This is a genomic window from Mesorhizobium oxytropidicola (assembly GCF_056174625.1).
On sequence record NZ_CM149692.1, the window covers coordinates 843,272 to 860,591 of the forward strand.

Here is a 17,320-nt window from a genome sequence, read left to right on the forward strand (position 1 = left end):
AAGGGAAAGCGCTCACACTTTTCCTGGAATTAAGTCGTTACCTCTATGCATGTCGTTGCCTCAAAACCGGGGGACTTTTGAGCGACATGCATTAGCTTGCGACGCGCGGCGATTTACGAAGGGCGTCGCTGACCGACAACCACACCGCGGACACGAGGAAGTAGAAGGCGCCGAACGCGGCATAGGGCGCAACATTGGCGATACCAATGATCTCCGTGCCGCCGGCCATCTTTACGAAGAAGAGACCTGCCAGCGCCGATTGGGCGCCGCTCAGGATCATCGCCCATTGCGCGCCGTTGGTTTTCCAGCGACGCACTGCGGTCAAGAGTTGCAAGATGCCGGAAAAGGCGGCCCAGACGCCATAGACCGAGAGCACCGCGTTCATGCTGTGACCGAGCGCGATGGCGACCGCAATCGTGGCGACGATGCTGACGGCGAAGTTCAGCAATTGCGACTTGTTGCGGCTAAGTCCGCCCGTGCGCCGGGCGTCGATGTAGTTCGCGAGCGCGTCCCATGCGGGGTAGGCAACCAGCATGGCGGCAGCGAGCGGCGGGCTGCTTTGGCGACGGTGAAAGCCGCCGCGACCCAGGCTGCCGACACGGCAAACCGCAGATAATAATAGGTTTTGAGCCAGCCGTTCGATGACGGGGCGCGGCTCTGATCGTTCACTTGTCCAGGCATGATGGGACCTCTTGTTTCAACTACCTTCCAACTAGTAGGTAGATTGTTGATCGTCAAGGCGCCTGGAGCGGATCGCCCATCACCTCGACATCTCATTTATGTGATCGAGGGCTCGACCTCGTGACGCCGGTTCGCTGTCTAACCAATCGTAGCGCCGCCCCTCATCCGCCTGCCGGCACCTTCTCCCCGTATACTGACGGGGAGAAGGGAGCTACTGCCCCCTCGGCGCTCTTCTTGCGACGTTGGTGATTGGCGAAATCGGCGATAGCAGCGTCTTCTCCCCGTCACTATACGGGGAGTTGAGGAGCGGTCCGCGAAACGGACGAAAAGCCAATTGCTTGGCTTTTTCGAATGACGAACGCCCGGCAGGGCGATGAGGGGCAGCACGGATCGACGAGACTTAATCGACCCGTTGCGTCAGGTCATTTCAAACGTAGATCCGCTTAACCCTGCTTCCCCTTCAGCTCCAGCCGCCGCGCATGCAGCACCGGCTCCGTATAGCCATTGGGCTGGCTGGTGCCCTTGAACACCAAGTCGCAAGCAGCCTGGAAGGCGATGGAACCGTCGAAGTCCGGCGCCATCGGCCGGTAGAGCGGGTCGCCGACATTCTGGCGGTCGACGATGGCCGCCATGCGCTGCAGGGAATCGCGCACCTGGATTTCCGAGCAGACTTTGTGGCGCAGCCAGTTGGCGATGTGCTGCGAGGAGATACGCAGCGTGGCGCGGTCTTCCATCAGGCCGACATCGTTGATGTCGGGCACTTTCGAGCAGCCGACGCCCTGGTCGATCCAGCGCACGACATAGCCGAGAATGCCTTGCGCGTTGTTGTCGAGCTCGCGCTGGATCTCGTCCGGCGTCCAGTTCGGCCGCACGGCCACCGGCACCGACAGGATATCGTCGAGTTTTGCCTTCGGCCGGTTCTTCAGCGCCGCTTGCACGGCATGGACGTCGACCTTGTGGTAGTGCGTGGCATGCAGGGTCGCCGCCGTCGGCGAGGGCACCCAGGCGGTGTTGGCGCCGGCCTTGGGGTGGGCGATCTTCTGTTCGAGCATCGCCGCCATCAAATCCGGCATCGCCCACATGCCCTTGCCGATCTGGGCGTGGCCGGCCAGCCCACATTCGAGCCCGGTGTCGACATTCCATGCCTCGTAGGCGGAAATCCAGGCGGCCTGCTTCATGTCGCCCTTGCGGATCATCGGCCCGGCTTCCATCGAGGTGTGGATCTCGTCGCCGGTGCGGTCGAGGAAGCCGGTGTTGATGAACACCACGCGTTCCCGCGCGGCACGGATCGCTTCCTTGAGGTTGACGGTGGTGCGCCGCTCCTCATCCATGATGCCCATCTTGATGGTGTTTTTGGCCATCCCGAGCAGCACCTCAACACGATCGAATATCTCGACGGCGAAGGCGACTTCCTCCGGCCCATGCATCTTGGGCTTCACCACATACATCGAGCCGGCGCGGGAATTGGCGCGGCGGCCCTTCGCTCCGACATCGTGCAGTGCGATCAGCGCCGTCATCGCCGCGTCCATGATGCCTTCCGGCACCTCGTTGCCGTCGCGGTCCAGGATCGCCGGATTGGTCATCAGGTGGCCGACATTCCTGACCAGCATCAGCGAGCGGCCGGGGACGGTGAGCTGGCCGCCGGCGGGCGTGGTGTAGGCGCGGTCGGGATTGAGCTTGCGGACAAAACTCTTGCCGCCCTTGACGATCTCTTCGGCAAGGTCGCCCTTCATCAGGCCGAGCCAGTTGCGGTAGACGACAACCTTGTCCTGCGCATCCACCGCCGCGACCGAATCCTCGCAGTCCTGGATGGTGGTCAGCGCCGATTCCAGGATGATGTCGGCAATGCCGGCCGGATCGGTGCGGCCGATCTGGTTGGCGCGGTCGATCACGATCTCGATATGCAGGCCGTTTTTAACCAGGAGCACGGCATCGGGGTTGGCGGCATCGCCGCGATAGCCGACGAACTGTTTGGGGTCGGCCAGCGTGGTGCCGCCGGCGCCGGCGCCGAGCTTCAGCGCGCCATGCGCCACCGAAAGGCCGTTGACGCCTGCCCATTTGCCCGAGGTCAGCGGTGCGGCCTCGTCGAGGAAGCTCTTCGTCCACGCCACGACCTTGGCGCCACGTGCCGGATTGAAGCTCTTGCCCTTTTCCGCGCCGCCGGCCTCGGGGATGGCATCTGTGCCGTAGAGCGCGTCGTAAAGCGAACCCCAGCGCGCATTGGCGGCATTGAGCGCATAGCGCGCATTCATCACCGGCACGACCAGCTGCGGTCCGGCAACGACAGCGATTTCCGGATCGACATTCTCGGTCGATACGCTGAAGGACGGACCCTCGGGAACGAGATAGCCGATCTCCTTGAGGAAGCCCTTGTAGGCCTCCATGTCAATCGGCGCGCCATTGTCGCGATACCATGCGTCGAGCTTTTCCTGCATGGCGTCGCGTTTTTTTAGCAGCATCCGGTTCTTTGGCGCAAGGTCGTGGACGATGGCCGAAAAACCGTTCCAGAACGCATCGGCCGCAATGCCGGTGCCGGGCAAGGCCTCACCAGCCACAAAATCATGCAGCTCGCGGGCAATCCGCAATCCGGCGATCTCGATGCGATCGGTCATCAGCTTGTCTCCAGACGAAAGGCTCGGGCGCGCCTTTGGCATGTCGGGTTGGCAGGGTCAATTCGGCTTAAGGTGAAGGGGCCATTTAGGCAAGGATGGCGAAGCGGCTGATCTCCCCCCTCGAGGGGGAGATGGCCGGCAGGCCAGAGGGGGTCGCCGGACATAAGGCGCCAGCCTCTTCTGTTCAAAGCAGGAGGTCGCGTCCGGTCGGACCGACCCCCTCTGTCGCCTTCGGCGACATCTCCCCCTCGAGGGGGGAGATCAACCGCTACACCGCAATTCTCGGCCGTCCCGAGGCCACCGCCACCACATGCGCCTCGATGAACATGCGTTGGGCTTCGACCGTGGAAACCTTGAACTCGGTCGCGACGTCGATCTCGGCGTTGTCGGTGCCGGCGTCCCGAGCGCGCTCAGCGACGATCGCCCGCACATCGGCCTCAGCGGCGGCGATCGCCGCCGCCTCGTCGAGGAAATCGCGCACCGTTTCTCCGGATGCGAGACGGAACAGCCCTTCCCTGGGCTGACTGACCCGCGCTTCGGCCGAGACCCTGACCTGGCCGACGACGGCACCGAGTGCGTTGGCGACATCGGTGTCTTCCGGCACCACGCAGTCATTGCCGACCAGAGGCGCCAGGCCGGCATAGTGCAACGGCGCCGAGGCGCCGAGGCCGATGACCGGGCGGTCGAGCGCGACGCTGAGCCGGGCTATGCCGGGATGGGCGTCGACGGCGCGCTGTACCAGCGCATGCGCGACCGTCGCTGCGCCATCGAGCCCGTCCTCGGCGAAGGCGGTTTCGAGGATGTATCGGCCGACCAGCGCGTCAGCGTCACCAGCACGCGCTCCGAGATCACCTCCGGCGACGCGGCAATCGGCTGGCCACGGCCGTCACGCTTGCGGGCAAACAAGTCAGCGCCGAGGCGGGCGGTGGCGGCGTCCCAGTTGGCCTGCTTGCCCAGAACATGCGCCGCGTCCGACGGGGTGAAGCCGCAGATATGGACCAACCCGCGCGAGACCAGCCGGTTCAGAGTGGCGTTCTGGGCATTCGACGTCAGCAACCTGTCGAGGGCAAGCGGGGTCGCGCCGATGGCCTCGTAGAGCCGCGCTTCCGGCGCGGTGAGACCCGCGGCAAGCCTGTCCGGCACGCCGGTGCGAACCGCGAAGCGGCCATCCATGCGGCCGGGATTGGGCGCCCGCAGCTGGCGTTCGAGCTCCGATTTGACGGCGTCGCCATGCGCCATGCCGGCCAGCGCCAGCGGCACCAGGCGGCGCGGCCCAAGCAGGATTTTTGGGTTGAGCGAACCGTCTTCCAGCGCCACTTCGGAATCCCCGCCAAGACCGAAAGTGCGCATGGCGACGGCCTCGACCATGGTGCGAAAGCCACCGACCGTGGCGCCTTCGGGATCCAGGCGCGGACGGCCCTTGTCGAGCACCGCGACGTCGGTGGTGGTGCCGCCAATGTCGGAGACCACGGCATTGTCGAGCCCGGTCATGTGGCGGGCGCCGACGAGGCTGGCGGCCGGGCCGGAGAGGATCGTTTCGATCGGCCGCTGGCGGGCGAACGCCGCCGAGACCAGCGCGCCGTCGCCGCGCACCACCATCAAGGGGGCGGCGATGTTGCGCTGCTCCAGAAAGCCTTCGGTCGCCGCCACCAGCCGGTCGATCATCGAGATCAGCCTGGCGTTGAGCAGCGTCGTCAGCGCCCGGCGCGGGCCGCCGAGCTTGGCCGACAGTTCGTGGCTCGCTGTGACCGGCAGGCCGGTCTTGTCGCGGATCAGCTCGCGGGTGGCGATCTCATGCGCCGGGTTGCGGGTGGCGAAATAGGCGCAGACGGCAAAGCCGGACACCGAGGCACCGAGTTCCGGCAAGGCCTCTTCCAGCCCGGACAGGTCAAGCTTGGCGGCATTGCCGTGGACGTCATGGCCGCCCGGACAAAACACCACCGGATCGGTGCCGAGCGCCGTCTTCAGCCCGTCGCGGGCGAGGTCGGCTTCGGAAAAGCCGATCATGATGAGCGCCACGCGGCCGCCCTGGCCCTCGACCAGCGCATTGGTGGCAAGCGTCGTCGACATCGAGACCAGTTTGATGGCGGCCGGGTCGGTGCCGGCCTTTTCAAGCACCGCGTCGACCGCGCCGGAAATGCCGACGGCCAGATCATGCCTGGTGGTCAGCGCCTTGGCCTTGGCCAGCACCTTGCCCTTGTTCGGGCCCTGCTGCGGGCCTTCGGTCTCGGACCACAGCACGGCATCGGTATAGGTGCCGCCGGTGTCGATGCCGAGGAACAGGGGTTTTGGCTTGGTCTTGGCGGTCATTCTTGGCGGATCCGGACGGGTAGGGAATTTTACTTCCCCGCCCTTAACCGATACGAGCCCGCCGATAAAGCCGCGAGCGCTGGGCCAACGCGCGATGACCGCCATACGAACTCCGATCTCCCCCAAGAGAGGAGATCGGCAACTTTTGCCGCAACGCCAGGGGCATTTCTCCTCCAACGCAAGAAGTCTTCTGGCGAGGATGCCGCTATTTGGCGGTGACAATGCCCTTCATCGAGCTGTGGATCGCACAATGGAATGGATGTGCGCCGGCTGCCGATACCTTGACCTTGGCGCTCTTGCCGGTGGCGAGATGGCCGGTGTCGAAGGAGCCATCGAGTGCGGTGGCGGTGTGCGTCATTGAGTCGGCATTGGTGAAAGTGATGGTATCGCCAACGGCGACCGAGATTTTCGACGGGTTAAATTTCATGCCCTTGATCTGGACCGCATGATTGGCGGCATAGGCGGGCATGGCAAAGGCAAGCAGAGCAAGAACGAGCATGGTGCGCATGATGGATTTCCTCCTGAGCGAACCCTCATCCTACACTAACGCTGGCGAACGGCCTTTCATGCCACGAAGCCAATCTTTTTATGCGATCCATCGCAAAACGGCTTGTTGGCCGAGTGGCCGCAGCGGCAGAGGAAGGTGCGTTGCGTGCGGTCGATCGTGTGGCCGGTGCCGGTGACGATCTCGACATTGCCCTCGAGCTTGAGCGGGCCGTTGGTGGTCGGCGTCACGTTCAGCGGGCCATTGCGCGCCTCCAGCGCCGGTGTGTCCTTCAGCGGCGGCTCACCGGTGGCGGTGAACCCCGATTTGGTGTGGCTGCCGTCGCAGAACGGCTTGTTTTCCGTAGCGCCGCAGCGGCACAGCGTGGCGCGATAGAAGGTTTCGCCGTCAAGCACGATCTCGGCGTGCACGGCGAGCGGGCCGTTTTCGCGCAGCCGCACGGTGTTGACCACCGGCGGCTGCTCCTGCGGCCCGCCATCCTTCCTGACATAGGTGATGGCGCCGGACGGGCAGCTTTCGGCGAGGGCGACGATCTTTTCGACGCTGGCCGCATCGGGATGGATCCATTGCCCCGGCGCGTTGGGCACGAAGACATGCGGGTCGCCGAGCACGCAATTGCGCGAATGGATGCAGCGCTTGCCGGCAAAGCCGACGTCGATCTTCTCGCCTTCGACCGTGCCTGCCATTGCCGTGCTCCTGTTGCCTGGAGCACGCCGCGCCTCAAAGGGAGCTGTACGGCGTGCTCTGGGTGATCGTCTCGATGCAGGCTATGGCTCGAATGGGAAAACCGTCAAGCTGGCAAACCGGTCAGGGGACGAGATTGATCTCCTCGGTCTCGCCGCCGCTGCAGGTGTAGCAGCAATCCTCGCATTTTTCCTTGTTGCCGGGGCCGACGCCCCAATAAGTGCCTTCGTCGCCATCGACCCAGGCGCCGTAGCAGATCGATTCGCCCTCGTTGCAGGAAATCGGCAACGACTTGGTCTCGCCGTCGTCGAGGTAGAAATCCTTGCCGTTACCCGGCCAGACATAGTCGCGGTCCTGGCTGTAGAGCTCAAGACGCATGGCGTTGGGATGGCTGTTCTTGACGGTGAAGGTGACGTCGCCGGCATGGGCGGCTGGTGCAAACAGGATGGCAAGCGAAAACGCGGCGGCAAGCCGGCGCGCTGGTATGAAGGACATGGAAACCCCCGATGAAGAATCGGCCCCCACGGCCGATAGAGGGGATCATAGCCAAACATGTGCGGACGCTAAAGGGATGATGACGACAATCCCTGATATAATCGCAGAAGCTAAACGACGAACCGGCGTCATCGCAGGCTTCGCCTATCGCTGCCAGAAGGGCAGCTTGGCGATCTCTTCCTCCACCTGCCGTTCGGTCAAACCGATGTCGTCGATCAGATGCGGATTGACTTCCGAGATCCGCTTAAGGTCCCAGCGAAAGCGTGTCTGTTGACGCCAGGTCGCGATGGTGTTTCGCAGGGCGGCAAGGCTGTGGCGCCGGCGCGATGTCTGTCCCACACACATTCCCCGCCGCACTGCCTGATGCGGGGCCGATGCAAAGATATTGGTCATGACAACCTCCATGTGGCTTGGCGCCCTTAGGGTTTGAGAATGGGCCGCCCTCGATCTGAACGAGGTTGAATTCTGCAGGATATGGAGGGCGCCGTAATTAAGCCCTGCCAAATAGTTCTCAAAAGTTCCAAACGGGCCCTAACTCTTTGTTTTGGCGTCATTCCCAAGGGAAAGTTCTGGACGCCTTTTCCCCGGCAAACCGCCTCACACTTTTCGCGGAATTGCTCTATAGATGCGCCTATGCAGGGATCGCGCTTTGCTTTTGGTCCGTTCGTGCTTGATCCGGGTGCGGGAACGCTGCTTCGGAACGACGATCCCGTTGCCGTCGGCTATCGCGGGCTGAAGCTGCTTGCCGCACTCGTCGGACGGCCCGGCGAAATCCTCGAGAAAGCCGAGCTGATGGACGCGGCGTGGCCGGGGACGGCGGTCGAGGAAGGCAACCTCACCGTCCAGATCGCGCAGCTGCGCAAGCTGCTTGGTCCGCCCGCCGATGGCGGTGAATGGATATCGACGGTTCCGCGGGTCGGCTACCGCTTCACCGGCGCCATCGAACAGCTCGATCGTGCGAAGCGTAAACCCTTGCCGCTGCCCGACAAACCATCGATAGCGGTGCTGCCCTTCGTCAATCTCAGCAACGACCCCGAGCAGGAGGCCTTCGCCGACGGGTTGACCGAAGATTTGATCACCGACCTGTCCAGGGCCCCGGGCCTGTTCGTCATCGCCCGCAATTCGACCTTTGCCTACAAGGGCAAGGCGATGGACGTGCGCGCGATCGCCGAAGAGCTTGGAGTGCGCTATCTCCTGGAGGGCAGCGCCAGACGCGCCGCGGGGCGCGTGCGTATCAACGCCCAGCTGGTCGACGCCAAGAGCGGGGAGCATCTGTGGGCCGAACGCTTCGATCGCGGCCTGGACGATATCTTTGCCGTTCAGGACGAGGCCACGGCCAAGATCGTCGAGGCGCTGCTCGGCCGGCTGCGCGCGCCGCCGCCACGCAACCGGCCGACAAATCTCGAGGCGTACGATCTGTGCGTACGGGCGCGCAAGCTGATCGAGGAATCCCCGCAGACGGCACGGGAAGCGCATCTGCTGCTGACGCGCGCGGTGTCCCTCGATCCGGACTACGCCGAGGCTCATCGCTGGCTTGCCATGAACCACTGGATGGGATGGGTGCATTGGGGCGAGCCGGTCGACCCCAACCGGCGCATCGCGCTGGAACTGGCGCGCAAGGCCGTGGCGATCGATCCCAACGATGCCGGCTGCCGCTGGGTGCTCGGCAATCTGCTTGCCTATGAGCACAGCTTCGAAGAGTCGGACGCCGAATTCGCCAAAGCGTTCGAACTCGACCCGAACGAGGCCGACGCCTGGGCGACATTGTCCGACATCGCAGTGCTGGCCGGACGGGTCGAGGAAGGCCTCGAGCATATCCGCAAGGCGTTCCGGCTCAATCCCTATCCGGCAAGCTGGTACTATCTGACGCTCGGCGAGGCGCAGTATGCGGCGCGCGACTACGAAGCCGCCGTCGAGACACTGCGCCGGGAGGAGACCTATCGGACGAGCTCACGCCGTTTCCTGGCGGCAAGCCTGGCGCAACTCGGCCGGCTCGACGAGGCGCGCGCCGAGGTCGAACTGTTCCTCATCGGCAACCCGCATTTCACGACCGGCTACTGGGTCTGGACGGAGCCGTTCCGCGACACCGCGATGCGCGATCATTTCGTCGATGGTTTTCGCAAGGCGGGTCTTCCGGACTGACGTGGCCTCCTGCGTAGGTTCAGCTACTGGATGCACACTCTTCTGTGATTGGCGTAACTGATCAGCGCGAGGCTTGATTGCACCGTGGTTCCCCCAATCCGTCGCTGCTTCGCAGCGCCACCTTTCCCCCCTCCGGAGGGAAAGGAAGGGAGCTTTGCTGGATGAGCGTTGACGGCAAAAAGCTTGGCGCCTTCCTCTACCCCGTCGATCGGGGGAGAGGTGTCTCGGCGAAGCCGAGACGGAGTGGGGGTCGACCAGCGCAGCATAAGACAATGCATGCGCCAAGCTCCTATGCACGCTATCGGCAAGGACCAGCTGCTTGGAAATGTGTGCATACCGTAGCTAGATTCAGGACGCGCCAATCACGGCACCAGATCGCTCGTTTCGGTCGTGTGTTCCACGCAGATGAAGCAACAGTTGTCGCAAGGCTGATCGTTATCAGGCCCGACACCGGCGGAGATCCGGTCATTGCCGTCGACCCAGGCGCCATAGCAGATGCGCTCTCCGGAATTGCAGGAGAGCGGCACCGATTTCTGGGAATTCGGGTCGATCATGAACACCTTGCCGTTACCCGGCCAGACCGTCTCGCGGTCGCGGCTGAACAGCTCGACCGCAACCCCTTCCTTGCGCAGGTTCTTGACGAAGAAGGCCATGTCGGCAGCTTCCGCCGAATTGGTGCAGACCAGTGCCGCAAGCACGGCCATACGAAACAGCGTCACGGTCGGACCTCCCGAATCACCGCCGCAGAATCGCATGGCCGCCCATGCCTGTCGCTCGCGTTCTCACCTATTTCGCGCGGGAGCCTTCGGCCGCGATCTCCCGCCCCAGCCGCACCGTTTCCGCGACCAAAAGGTCGAGATCTTCGCGCCTTGTGCGATGGTTGGCGATCGCCACGCGCAGCCAGTGCTCGCCATGCACGGTGGTGTCGGAGAGGGCGGCGATGCCCTGTTCCTGCAGCCGCAGCATGATCTCGGTGTTGAGTGCCTTCAGCGCCTCGCCGGTGACGCCAGGCTGATAGCGGAAGCAGACGATGTTGATGGTCGGCGACATCGCCAGTTCCAGCAGCGGCTCTGCCTCGATCAAACCGGCCAGATAAGAGGCCTGCGCGATGTTCTGGTCGATCAGGCGGCCAAATTTGTCGACGCCATGCTCTTTCAGCGCCATCCAGACTTTGAGCGCGCGAAAGCCGCGCGATGTCTGCAGGCCGTAATCGTGCAGCCATTCGCCGGAGGCAAGACCGCGCGGCGTCGATTCCAGATATTCGGGGGTGACCGCGAAGGTCCGGCGATGCGCGATGGCGTCCCTGACCAGGGCGCAACCGACCTCGAACGGTGCGTGCAGCCATTTGTGCGGATCGAGCGCGACGGAATCCGCCCATTCGATGCCAGCAACGCGATGCGCATTGTCAGGCGCAATCGCGATCAGCGCGCCGATGCAGCCATCGACATGGAACCAGAGGTCTTCTTCATGCGCGAGTTTAGCAAGCGCCCGCAGATCGTCGATCGCGCCCGTATTGACCGTACCGGCATTGCCGATGACGCAGGCCGGTTTGAAGCCGGCCGCGCGATCCTCTGAAATCGCCGCCCGCAAGGCCGGTATGTCGATGCGCAGGCCGGCGTCGGTCCTGATGCGGCGCAGCGCGCGATTGCCGAGGCCGAGCGCTTCCATCGCCTTGCGGTGGCAGGAGTGGATCTGGTCCGAGCCATAGAAGCGCAGCGGTTTTTCGATCGCCGCGACGCCGTGCTCGCGCACGTCGATGCCGGCCTTGGTGTTGCGTGCCACGGTCAGGCCGATGATGTTGGCCATCGAGCCGCCGCTGACCAGAGTGCCGGAGGCGGAGGCGGGAAAACCCAGCATCTGCTTGCACCAGTTCACCACCTGGCTGTCCATCAGCCCGGCGGCGTGGTTGCCGCCGCCGAGATCGGAGCCCTGGATTGCCGCCAGGAAGTCGCCGAGCGCACCTGTGAAGTTGCTCGACCCCATATACCAGGCCCAGAAGCGCGGATGGATGTTGCCCATCGGGTAGGACATCACCGTGCGCGAGACCTCGTCATAGACAGACGCCAGCGGCGCCGGCGATAGCGGCAACGGTGCCGCGAAGGCTTCCCTCACATCCGCCGGCATCTCCCGCCAGGCCGGCCGGTCCCTGACATCACTGAGATAGTCGACGGCATCGTCGATGACCTGGTGCGACAGGGCCTGCACTGCGGCCCAGTCTGCGGGGTCGAGTGTTTCGTCAGCGACCATGCCGAGGCTTTCCGGCGCGATATCCATGACGACCTCCCGTCAAGCCGCGGCGAATTGGCAGCCGGGCGTCGAGCGCGACAGCGCCATCTCCTCGGCATCCATCTCGGCCTCGATGCCGTCGAACAGCGGCGTCGACATGTAGCGCTCGCCGGTGTCGGGCAGCATGCACAGGATCACCGATCCGGCCGGCGCCTTCTCGGCGACCTGCCGCGCCACGGCGAAGGTGGCGCCGCCGGAAATGCCGGTGAAGATGCCTTCCTTCTGCGCCAGGGCCTTGGCCCATTTGATGCCTTCGGGCCCGGCAATCGGCATCACCTCGTCATAGAGGCTGGCGTCGATCGCCTCCTGCAGGACATTGGGGATGAAGTCCGGCGTCCAGCCCTGGACAGGATGCGGCTCGAAGGCCGGATGGCTGGCGGCAGGGGCGCCGTGGGCACCGCGCTGCTGCGCCTTGCCGCTGCCGACCAGCTGCGCATTGGCCGGTTCGGAGAGCACGATGCGGGTGTCCGGCCGTTCGCGGCGCAGCACGCGCGCCACACCGACGACGGTGCCGCCGGTGCCGTAGCCGGTGACGAAGCAGTCGAGCCGCGAGCCGGCGAAATCATTGACGATCTCGCGCGCCGTGGTCGCCTCGTGGATGGCGGCGTTGGCGGCGGTTTCGAACTGGCGGGCAAGGAACCAGCCATTCGCCTCGGCCAGTTCCACCGCCTTCTTGTACATGCCAAACCCCTTTTCGGCGCGGGGCGTCAGCACCACCTTGGCGCCCAGCATACGCATCAGCTTGCGGCGCTCGACCGAAAAGCTGTCGGCCATGGTGACGACCAGCGGATAGCCCTTTTGCGCGCAGACCATGGCGAGCCCAATGCCGGTGTTGCCGCTGGTTGCTTCGACCACCGTCTGGCCGGGCTTCAACGCGCCGCTGCGCTCGCCCTCCTCGATGATGTTGAGCGCCAGCCGGTCCTTCACCGAGGCGGCGGGATTGAAGAACTCAGCTTTGACGTAGATCGTCGCATGGGCCGGCCCGAGATTGTTGATACGGATCACCGGCGTGTCGCCGACCGTATCCAGAATGCTGTCGAACAGGCGGCCGCGCCCGGCCGTGGTTCTGATTTTCCGTTGCTGCAACATGGAAGAACTCCTTGTCTGTGCTCGTTGTCATCACAGGCCGGTTACAAACCAGCGGGTTGGGCGGCGAGGTTTCGAGACCTTGCCACGCTAGGACTGACGTGCCGGCGATGCGGCAACAGCCGCATGCGGCGCGAAATTCGCCGCCGGATGCGCCGTGTCGTGTTTGGTGATACAGCAAGGGCCGACAGGCCAGCGTGGGAGCAGGCGTGGGAACGGACGTGGAATCCGCGAGACCGGCCGGTGGCATGCCGAGCCTGTCCGTGCGCCTGCTCGGCCCGCTGGACATCATGCGCGACGGCGTGCCGGTGACGCTGCCGGCCTCGCGCAAGCTGCGTGCGCTGTTTGCCTATCTGGCACTGGCGCCGCACCCGGTCGGCCGCAGCCGACTGTGCGAGTTGTTGTGGGATGTGCCCAACGATCCGCGCGGCGAGTTGCGCTGGTGCCTGAGCAAGCTGCGCGGTGCCCTCGACACGCCGGACCGGCGCCGGGTCTCCACGCAAGGCGATACGGTCGCGCTCGATCTCGATGGCTGCCTTGTCGACGCGCTGGAGATCAGCCTTGCCGCCGGCCCAGGGATCGGCACGCTCGACAGGGAGCGGTTGCAGGGGCTGGCAAAACTGTTCGCCGGCGATCTGCTCGACGGGCTGGAGCTCGAGCGCAGCCCGCTTTTCGACAGCTGGCTGATCGCCCAGCGCCGGCGTTTTCACGTATTCCACGCCGCCGTGCTGGAACAGCTTGCCGCAAACCATCCGGCAGGCTCGCCCGAAATATCCACGCATCTCGACAAATGGGTCGAGTTGGCGCCCTTCGACGCGCGCGCGCACCTGGCCTTGCTAACCAATCTGGCTGCGCGTGGTGCCATCGGCGCGGCCGAGGCGCATCTGGCTTCGGCGGCTCGCCTGTTCCAGTCGGAAGAGCTGGATTTCGCCCCGCTTCGCGCGGCCTGGCAGGCAATCCGCGATCAACAGTCCGGCAGCCCGCTTAAGGCGCAGCCGGCCTGCCCGTCCACACTGCCGTCTTTGGTCGTCACATCAGGCGATGCCGGCCCGGTCGAGCCGAGCCAGGCTTCGCTGGCGGTGATGCCGTTTGTCGAAGAAAGTGGCGCGCGCGGCGGACTGGCCGACGGTTTCACCCACGACATCATCACCCGTCTGGCCAAGCTTCGGGATTTCTTCGTCATCGCGCGCGGTTCGGTGTTCGCGCTGGCGCAGACGACCATCGCGCCGGAGGAAGCCGGCAGAAAGCTTGGCGTCGACTATGTCGCCACCGGCACCGTGCGCAGCCTGACCGGCCGCCTCATCGTCAACGTCGAACTGATCGAGGTGCGCACCGCCAGGATCGTCTGGGCCGAAACCTTCGAGCGCCAGCCCGATGACCTTTTCGCCATGCTCGACGATATCGGCGACAGCATCGTGTCGTCGATCTCGGCCGAGATCGAAACGGTCGAGCGCAACCGCGCCATGCTGAAGGCGCCCAATTCGCTCAATGCCTGGGAGGCCTATCACCGCGGCCTCTGGCACATGTACCGCTTCACCCAGGCCGAGAACGAGCAGGCGCGGCATTTCTTCGACAGGGCTTTGCAGCTCGATCCCACCTTTGCCCGCGCCTATGCCGGCCTGTCCTTCACCCACTGGCAGAATGCCTTCCAACGCTGGGGCGACCGCGATCGCGAAAGCGCGCTGGCCTATGAGAGCGCCGGCCACAGCCTGCTGGTCGACGACCACAATCCGGCCGCGCACTGGGCGATGGGCCGGGCGCTGTGGCTGCGCGGCGAGCAGGACGGTTCGCTGTCCGAACTGGAACGGGCGGTGGATCTCAGCCCGAATTTCGCGCTCGGCCATTACGCGCTGTCCTTCGTCCATTCGCAGTCGGGCGACCCGCAGGCGGCGATAAGCTCGTCGGACCATTCGCGGCATCTCAGCCCCTTCGACCCGCTGCTGTTCGGCATGCTGGGGTCACGCGCCATGTCGCATGTCCGGCTCGGCCAGTTCGAAGAGGCGGCCGAGTGGGCGCTGAAGGCGGCCGCGCGGCCCAATGCGCATACCATCATCCTGGCGATCGCCGCGCACTGCCTGGCGCTGGCCGGCCGGCTCAACGAGGCGCGCGGCTTTGCCGCCGCCATCCGCAAGACATTGCCTGATTATCGCGCCGACGATTTCATCGGCACCTTCCGCTTCGATCCCGATGCCGAGGCACTGTTCCGGCAAGGCGCAAGGCGCATCGGGCTCAGCTGATTTCGCGCTTCAGCACCGCCCGTTAACGAAGTCGGAAGGAGTTGCTTAACAGTTCACCTCTATGTGACCCCTCGGGGGGTCCATGGCAAAGTGAGTATGATGAGCGACAGCCCCGACAAGCGCAGCAACGAATGGCGCGCCATTCTTCATGTACAGGCCCGCGTCGCCGTCCTGTTCGTTCCTGTCGTCGCCAGCCTGCTGATCATCGCGGCGCTTGCCGGCAATGAGCGCAAATCCGTTCCCGATGTCGACCGCACGGTCACCGGGTCGGTGCGATAGACGGAGCGGCTCTGAGCCGCCTATCGGGAAGCCCCGAACCAGAATAGTGCCTTAGAGGTCCGTCAGCTCTTCGCGGCGGACGCCGGGAAGGGGCGGCAGGCGTGCGCTAACGGCGGGTCGTCATTTGGCGCTAAGGTCGCCAATGGCTACGACATTGAATGAATGGGCACGAACGATCAAGCGCGACGTGCATGCGCTCTACCTCGCCGCGCGCGATCCCCGAACGCCGTGGTATGCCAAGGCGCTTGCCGTGTGTGTCGCAGGCTACGCCTTGTCGCCGATCGACCTGATTCCCGATTTCATCCCAGTGATTGGCTACCTCGACGATGCGATCCTGGTCCCCTTGGGCATCCTTGCCGTGGTCAAGATGATACCGCCCGAGGTCATGGCAGAACACAGGGAGGCCGCCGCTCTTGCCGTTGACAGGCCAGTGAGCCGCAACGCGGCGGTGATCATCGCCTGTATCTGGGTCGCTTCGGTCGCGCTGGCGGGATGGCTGGCGTATCGATACTTCGCGGGCTGATCTTGAAGCCGCGTCCTGTAGTGTGGAAACAGTTCGATCACGCCCCGAACGCACTTTTGAGCAGTGCCTGGCTAAAGAATTTTGGTCACCAGTTTGTCCAGCCGGGAGTTCTCGCCGTAAGCCAGTCGCACCACGATAGCAGCCAGGACGCCGGTTATGGCCCCACCGATAACGTCGGTCAAATAGTGCGTCCCGATATAGATTCTCGACCAGCAGATCAGCAATGCCATGACGAAAAGCGCCATCGTCCGGCGCGGGAGGCCTTGGATCGCAAAGGCAGCAACAATCGCGATGCTGGCTGTCGCGTGATCGGATGGGAGCGACCAGTCGGCGCTAGGCGCAATCAACAGGTGCGTCACGCCGGCATCGTAGGGCCGTATCCGATGTACGAAGAGAAGAATGAACTGGTTGATCGCCAGGCCTAGCAAGAACGCCAGACCGGCCGACACGGCCGCGTGACGAACATGGTAGCGGTCAACCTTCGCCCACCATTGCAGGACCACAGCCAGCACCATGAGAGGAACGCCGATTTGAGAAACGCCGATCATCGTTTCATCTAGAAAAGGGCTGATACCGGCCGCGGCATTTATCCAGTGTGTTAAAGCTACGTCCATTTGGCGTGGGCTTCCGTGGTTCGTTGTGAGGTGGATTCTTGAAACCCGTGAATGAACATCGCATCCATCAGATCTTTGAGGTCAGCGTATGGCTGAAGGGCGCGCATGCCCTGATCGAATGCATCGGCGGGATTCTGCTCTATGTCGTCACCACCGATACCATTGCCTCCTGGGTCAATGCCCTCACCGCAGAGGAATTGATCGAAGATCCGAACGATTTCATAGCTGGCCATCTGTCGCAGATGGCAAGCCATTTCTCGATCGCCAGCAAAGAGTTTTATGCCTTCTACCTGCTCAGCCACGGCCTGATAAAGCTTGCCCTGGTTGTCGGGCTTTTGAGAGGCAAGCTCTGGTCTTACCCGGCCTCGCTCGCGGCTTTGGGCTTATTCATGGTCTATCAAGTCTATCGCTACTCATACACCCATTCCTTCGGCCTGCTGGTCCTGACCGTCTTCGATGCTGTCGTCATGGTGTTGATCTGGCACGAGTGGAGGATCGTACGACAGCACAAGCCGACATGACGGTTGCGCTGCCGGCCTTGTCGCTGTTTCCTGAACGCCGCACAAAATGGAGCGACGGCTCACGTTACAAGCGCCTGATCGCAGCAGCGCCCTGCTTTGCCGGCGGAACCCATGCACCCGCCGAACATTGTCTCCCAGGACAGCCCCTGGAGGACATGATGACCAGAGCCTTCGATATCAACGAAAACACCGAAAAAAATCCCAAGCGCCCGCCGCAGCCTGAGACCGGCGACGATCTCGGGAAAAAGAAGGTTGGGGGCAAAGCCTTCCAGGTGAACGAGAACAGCGTCGATAATCCGACACCCGCGCCGGTGACGCCAAAGCGGGACTGATCGCGAGATCGGC

The 17,320-nt window shown here is 63.9% G+C and carries 15 protein-coding genes and 2 pseudogenes; 6 read left to right on the forward strand and 11 right to left on the reverse strand.

All coding sequences use genetic code 11. The features are described from left to right. Positions 1-91 precede the first annotated feature (91 nt). The 7 genes and pseudogenes from AC0V8S_RS04050 to AC0V8S_RS04080 form a co-directional block, all read right to left on the reverse strand. A pseudogene (locus tag AC0V8S_RS04050) lies at positions 92-681 on the reverse strand (DUF308 domain-containing protein). Between the two features lie 443 nt (positions 682-1,124). Continuing rightward, positions 1,125-3,293 carry a malate synthase G gene (locus AC0V8S_RS04055; protein ID WP_475436899.1) on the reverse strand — a complete coding sequence of 723 codons (2,169 nt, stop codon included), beginning with the start codon at positions 3,291-3,293 and terminating at the stop codon, positions 1,125-1,127. A 268-nt stretch (positions 3,294-3,561) separates the two neighbouring features. Then, a pseudogene (locus AC0V8S_RS04060) lies at positions 3,562-5,603 on the reverse strand (hydantoinase/oxoprolinase N-terminal domain-containing protein). 205 nt (positions 5,604-5,808) lie between these two features. Next, a complete protein-coding gene (locus AC0V8S_RS04065) occupies positions 5,809-6,111 on the reverse strand; it encodes a cupredoxin domain-containing protein (protein ID WP_010912607.1) in 303 nt (100 codons plus the stop codon). Between the two features lie 56 nt (positions 6,112-6,167). After that, positions 6,168-6,794, reverse strand: a complete 627-nt coding sequence (locus tag AC0V8S_RS04070) for a CDGSH iron-sulfur domain-containing protein (protein ID WP_475436900.1) — start codon at positions 6,792-6,794, stop codon at positions 6,168-6,170. A 121-nt stretch (positions 6,795-6,915) separates the two neighbouring features. Further along, the gene (locus tag AC0V8S_RS04075; RefSeq protein ID WP_183464542.1) at positions 6,916-7,287 is read right to left on the reverse strand and encodes a hypothetical protein; all 372 of its coding nucleotides are present in this window, start codon (positions 7,285-7,287) and stop codon (positions 6,916-6,918) included. 144 nt (positions 7,288-7,431) lie between these two features. Then, positions 7,432-7,680, reverse strand: coding sequence for a DUF1127 domain-containing protein (locus AC0V8S_RS04080; RefSeq protein ID WP_183465093.1), 249 nt, complete (start codon positions 7,678-7,680; stop codon positions 7,432-7,434). Positions 7,681-7,920: 240 nt separating this feature from the next. Between AC0V8S_RS04080 and AC0V8S_RS04085 the strand changes: the two genes are divergently transcribed. Next, positions 7,921-9,429 carry a winged helix-turn-helix domain-containing tetratricopeptide repeat protein gene (locus AC0V8S_RS04085; protein ID WP_183464541.1) on the forward strand — a complete coding sequence of 503 codons (1,509 nt, stop codon included), beginning with the start codon at positions 7,921-7,923 and terminating at the stop codon, positions 9,427-9,429. Between the two features lie 362 nt (positions 9,430-9,791). Here the strand turns inward: AC0V8S_RS04085 and AC0V8S_RS04090 are convergent, their stop codons facing one another. The 3 genes from AC0V8S_RS04090 to AC0V8S_RS04100 form a co-directional block, all read right to left on the reverse strand. Then, positions 9,792-10,148, reverse strand: a complete 357-nt coding sequence (locus AC0V8S_RS04090; protein ID WP_475436901.1) for a hypothetical protein — start codon at positions 10,146-10,148, stop codon at positions 9,792-9,794. Between the two features lie 67 nt (positions 10,149-10,215). After that, entirely contained in the window at positions 10,216-11,703 is a 1,488-nt protein-coding gene (locus AC0V8S_RS04095; protein WP_475436902.1) for a pyridoxal phosphate-dependent decarboxylase family protein, read from the reverse strand. 12 nt (positions 11,704-11,715) lie between these two features. Continuing rightward, on the reverse strand, positions 11,716-12,804 hold the full coding sequence (locus AC0V8S_RS04100) for a PLP-dependent cysteine synthase family protein (protein ID WP_475436903.1): 1,089 nt from the start codon (positions 12,802-12,804) through the stop codon (positions 11,716-11,718). Positions 12,805-13,049: 245 nt separating this feature from the next. On the opposite strand from AC0V8S_RS04100, the gene AC0V8S_RS04105 reads away from it, so the two are divergent. From AC0V8S_RS04105 to AC0V8S_RS04115, 3 genes are all read left to right on the forward strand, one after another. Further along, positions 13,050-15,038, forward strand: a complete 1,989-nt coding sequence (locus AC0V8S_RS04105) for a transcriptional regulator (protein WP_475438571.1) — start codon at positions 13,050-13,052, stop codon at positions 15,036-15,038. Between the two features lie 99 nt (positions 15,039-15,137). Next, complete coding sequence (locus AC0V8S_RS04110; RefSeq protein WP_056576321.1) at positions 15,138-15,317, forward strand: hypothetical protein; 180 nt, start codon at positions 15,138-15,140, stop codon at positions 15,315-15,317. Between the two features lie 142 nt (positions 15,318-15,459). Continuing rightward, the gene (locus AC0V8S_RS04115) at positions 15,460-15,840 is read left to right on the forward strand and encodes a YkvA family protein (RefSeq protein ID WP_475436904.1); all 381 of its coding nucleotides are present in this window, start codon (positions 15,460-15,462) and stop codon (positions 15,838-15,840) included. Positions 15,841-15,911: 71 nt separating this feature from the next. On the opposite strand, the gene AC0V8S_RS04120 is transcribed toward AC0V8S_RS04115, so the two are convergent. Beyond that, positions 15,912-16,454, reverse strand: a complete 543-nt coding sequence (locus tag AC0V8S_RS04120; RefSeq protein ID WP_475436905.1) for a phosphatase PAP2 family protein — start codon at positions 16,452-16,454, stop codon at positions 15,912-15,914. Between the two features lie 47 nt (positions 16,455-16,501). On the opposite strand from AC0V8S_RS04120, the gene AC0V8S_RS04125 reads away from it, so the two are divergent. Together AC0V8S_RS04125 and AC0V8S_RS04130 are read left to right on the forward strand one after the other, a co-directional pair. Then, the gene (locus AC0V8S_RS04125) at positions 16,502-16,975 is read left to right on the forward strand and encodes a DUF2127 domain-containing protein (RefSeq protein WP_475436906.1); all 474 of its coding nucleotides are present in this window, start codon (positions 16,502-16,504) and stop codon (positions 16,973-16,975) included. Then, a complete protein-coding gene (locus tag AC0V8S_RS04130; RefSeq protein WP_475436907.1) occupies positions 16,972-17,307 on the forward strand; it encodes a hypothetical protein in 336 nt (111 codons plus the stop codon). The genes AC0V8S_RS04125 and AC0V8S_RS04130 overlap by 4 nt, the downstream gene beginning before the upstream one ends. Positions 17,308-17,320: the final 13 nt, after the last annotated feature.

Excerpts from the sequence above, each read along its gene's own strand:
- AC0V8S_RS04100 (WP_475436903.1), bottom strand. The coding sequence starts at position 12,804 with ATGTTGCAGCAACGGAAAATCAGAACCACGGCCGGGCGCGGCCGCCTG.
- AC0V8S_RS04075 (WP_183464542.1), bottom strand. The coding sequence starts at position 7,287 with ATGTCCTTCATACCAGCGCGCCGGCTTGCCGCCGCGTTTTCGCTTGCC.
- AC0V8S_RS04080 (WP_183465093.1), bottom strand. The coding sequence starts at position 7,680 with ATGACCAATATCTTTGCATCGGCCCCGCATCAGGCAGTGCGGCGGGGA.
- AC0V8S_RS04065 (WP_010912607.1), bottom strand. The coding sequence starts at position 6,111 with ATGCGCACCATGCTCGTTCTTGCTCTGCTTGCCTTTGCCATGCCCGCC.
- AC0V8S_RS04130 (WP_475436907.1), top strand. The coding sequence starts at position 16,972 with ATGACGGTTGCGCTGCCGGCCTTGTCGCTGTTTCCTGAACGCCGCACA.
- AC0V8S_RS04115 (WP_475436904.1), top strand. The coding sequence starts at position 15,460 with ATGGCTACGACATTGAATGAATGGGCACGAACGATCAAGCGCGACGTG.
- AC0V8S_RS04085 (WP_183464541.1), top strand. The coding sequence starts at position 7,921 with ATGCAGGGATCGCGCTTTGCTTTTGGTCCGTTCGTGCTTGATCCGGGT.
- AC0V8S_RS04095 (WP_475436902.1), bottom strand. The coding sequence starts at position 11,703 with ATGGATATCGCGCCGGAAAGCCTCGGCATGGTCGCTGACGAAACACTC.
- AC0V8S_RS04120 (WP_475436905.1), bottom strand. The coding sequence starts at position 16,454 with ATGGACGTAGCTTTAACACACTGGATAAATGCCGCGGCCGGTATCAGC.
- AC0V8S_RS04070 (WP_475436900.1), bottom strand. The coding sequence starts at position 6,794 with ATGGCAGGCACGGTCGAAGGCGAGAAGATCGACGTCGGCTTTGCCGGC.
- AC0V8S_RS04055 (WP_475436899.1), bottom strand. The coding sequence starts at position 3,293 with ATGACCGATCGCATCGAGATCGCCGGATTGCGGATTGCCCGCGAGCTG.
- AC0V8S_RS04105 (WP_475438571.1), top strand. The coding sequence starts at position 13,050 with ATGCCGAGCCTGTCCGTGCGCCTGCTCGGCCCGCTGGACATCATGCGC.
- AC0V8S_RS04110 (WP_056576321.1), top strand. The coding sequence starts at position 15,138 with ATGAGCGACAGCCCCGACAAGCGCAGCAACGAATGGCGCGCCATTCTT.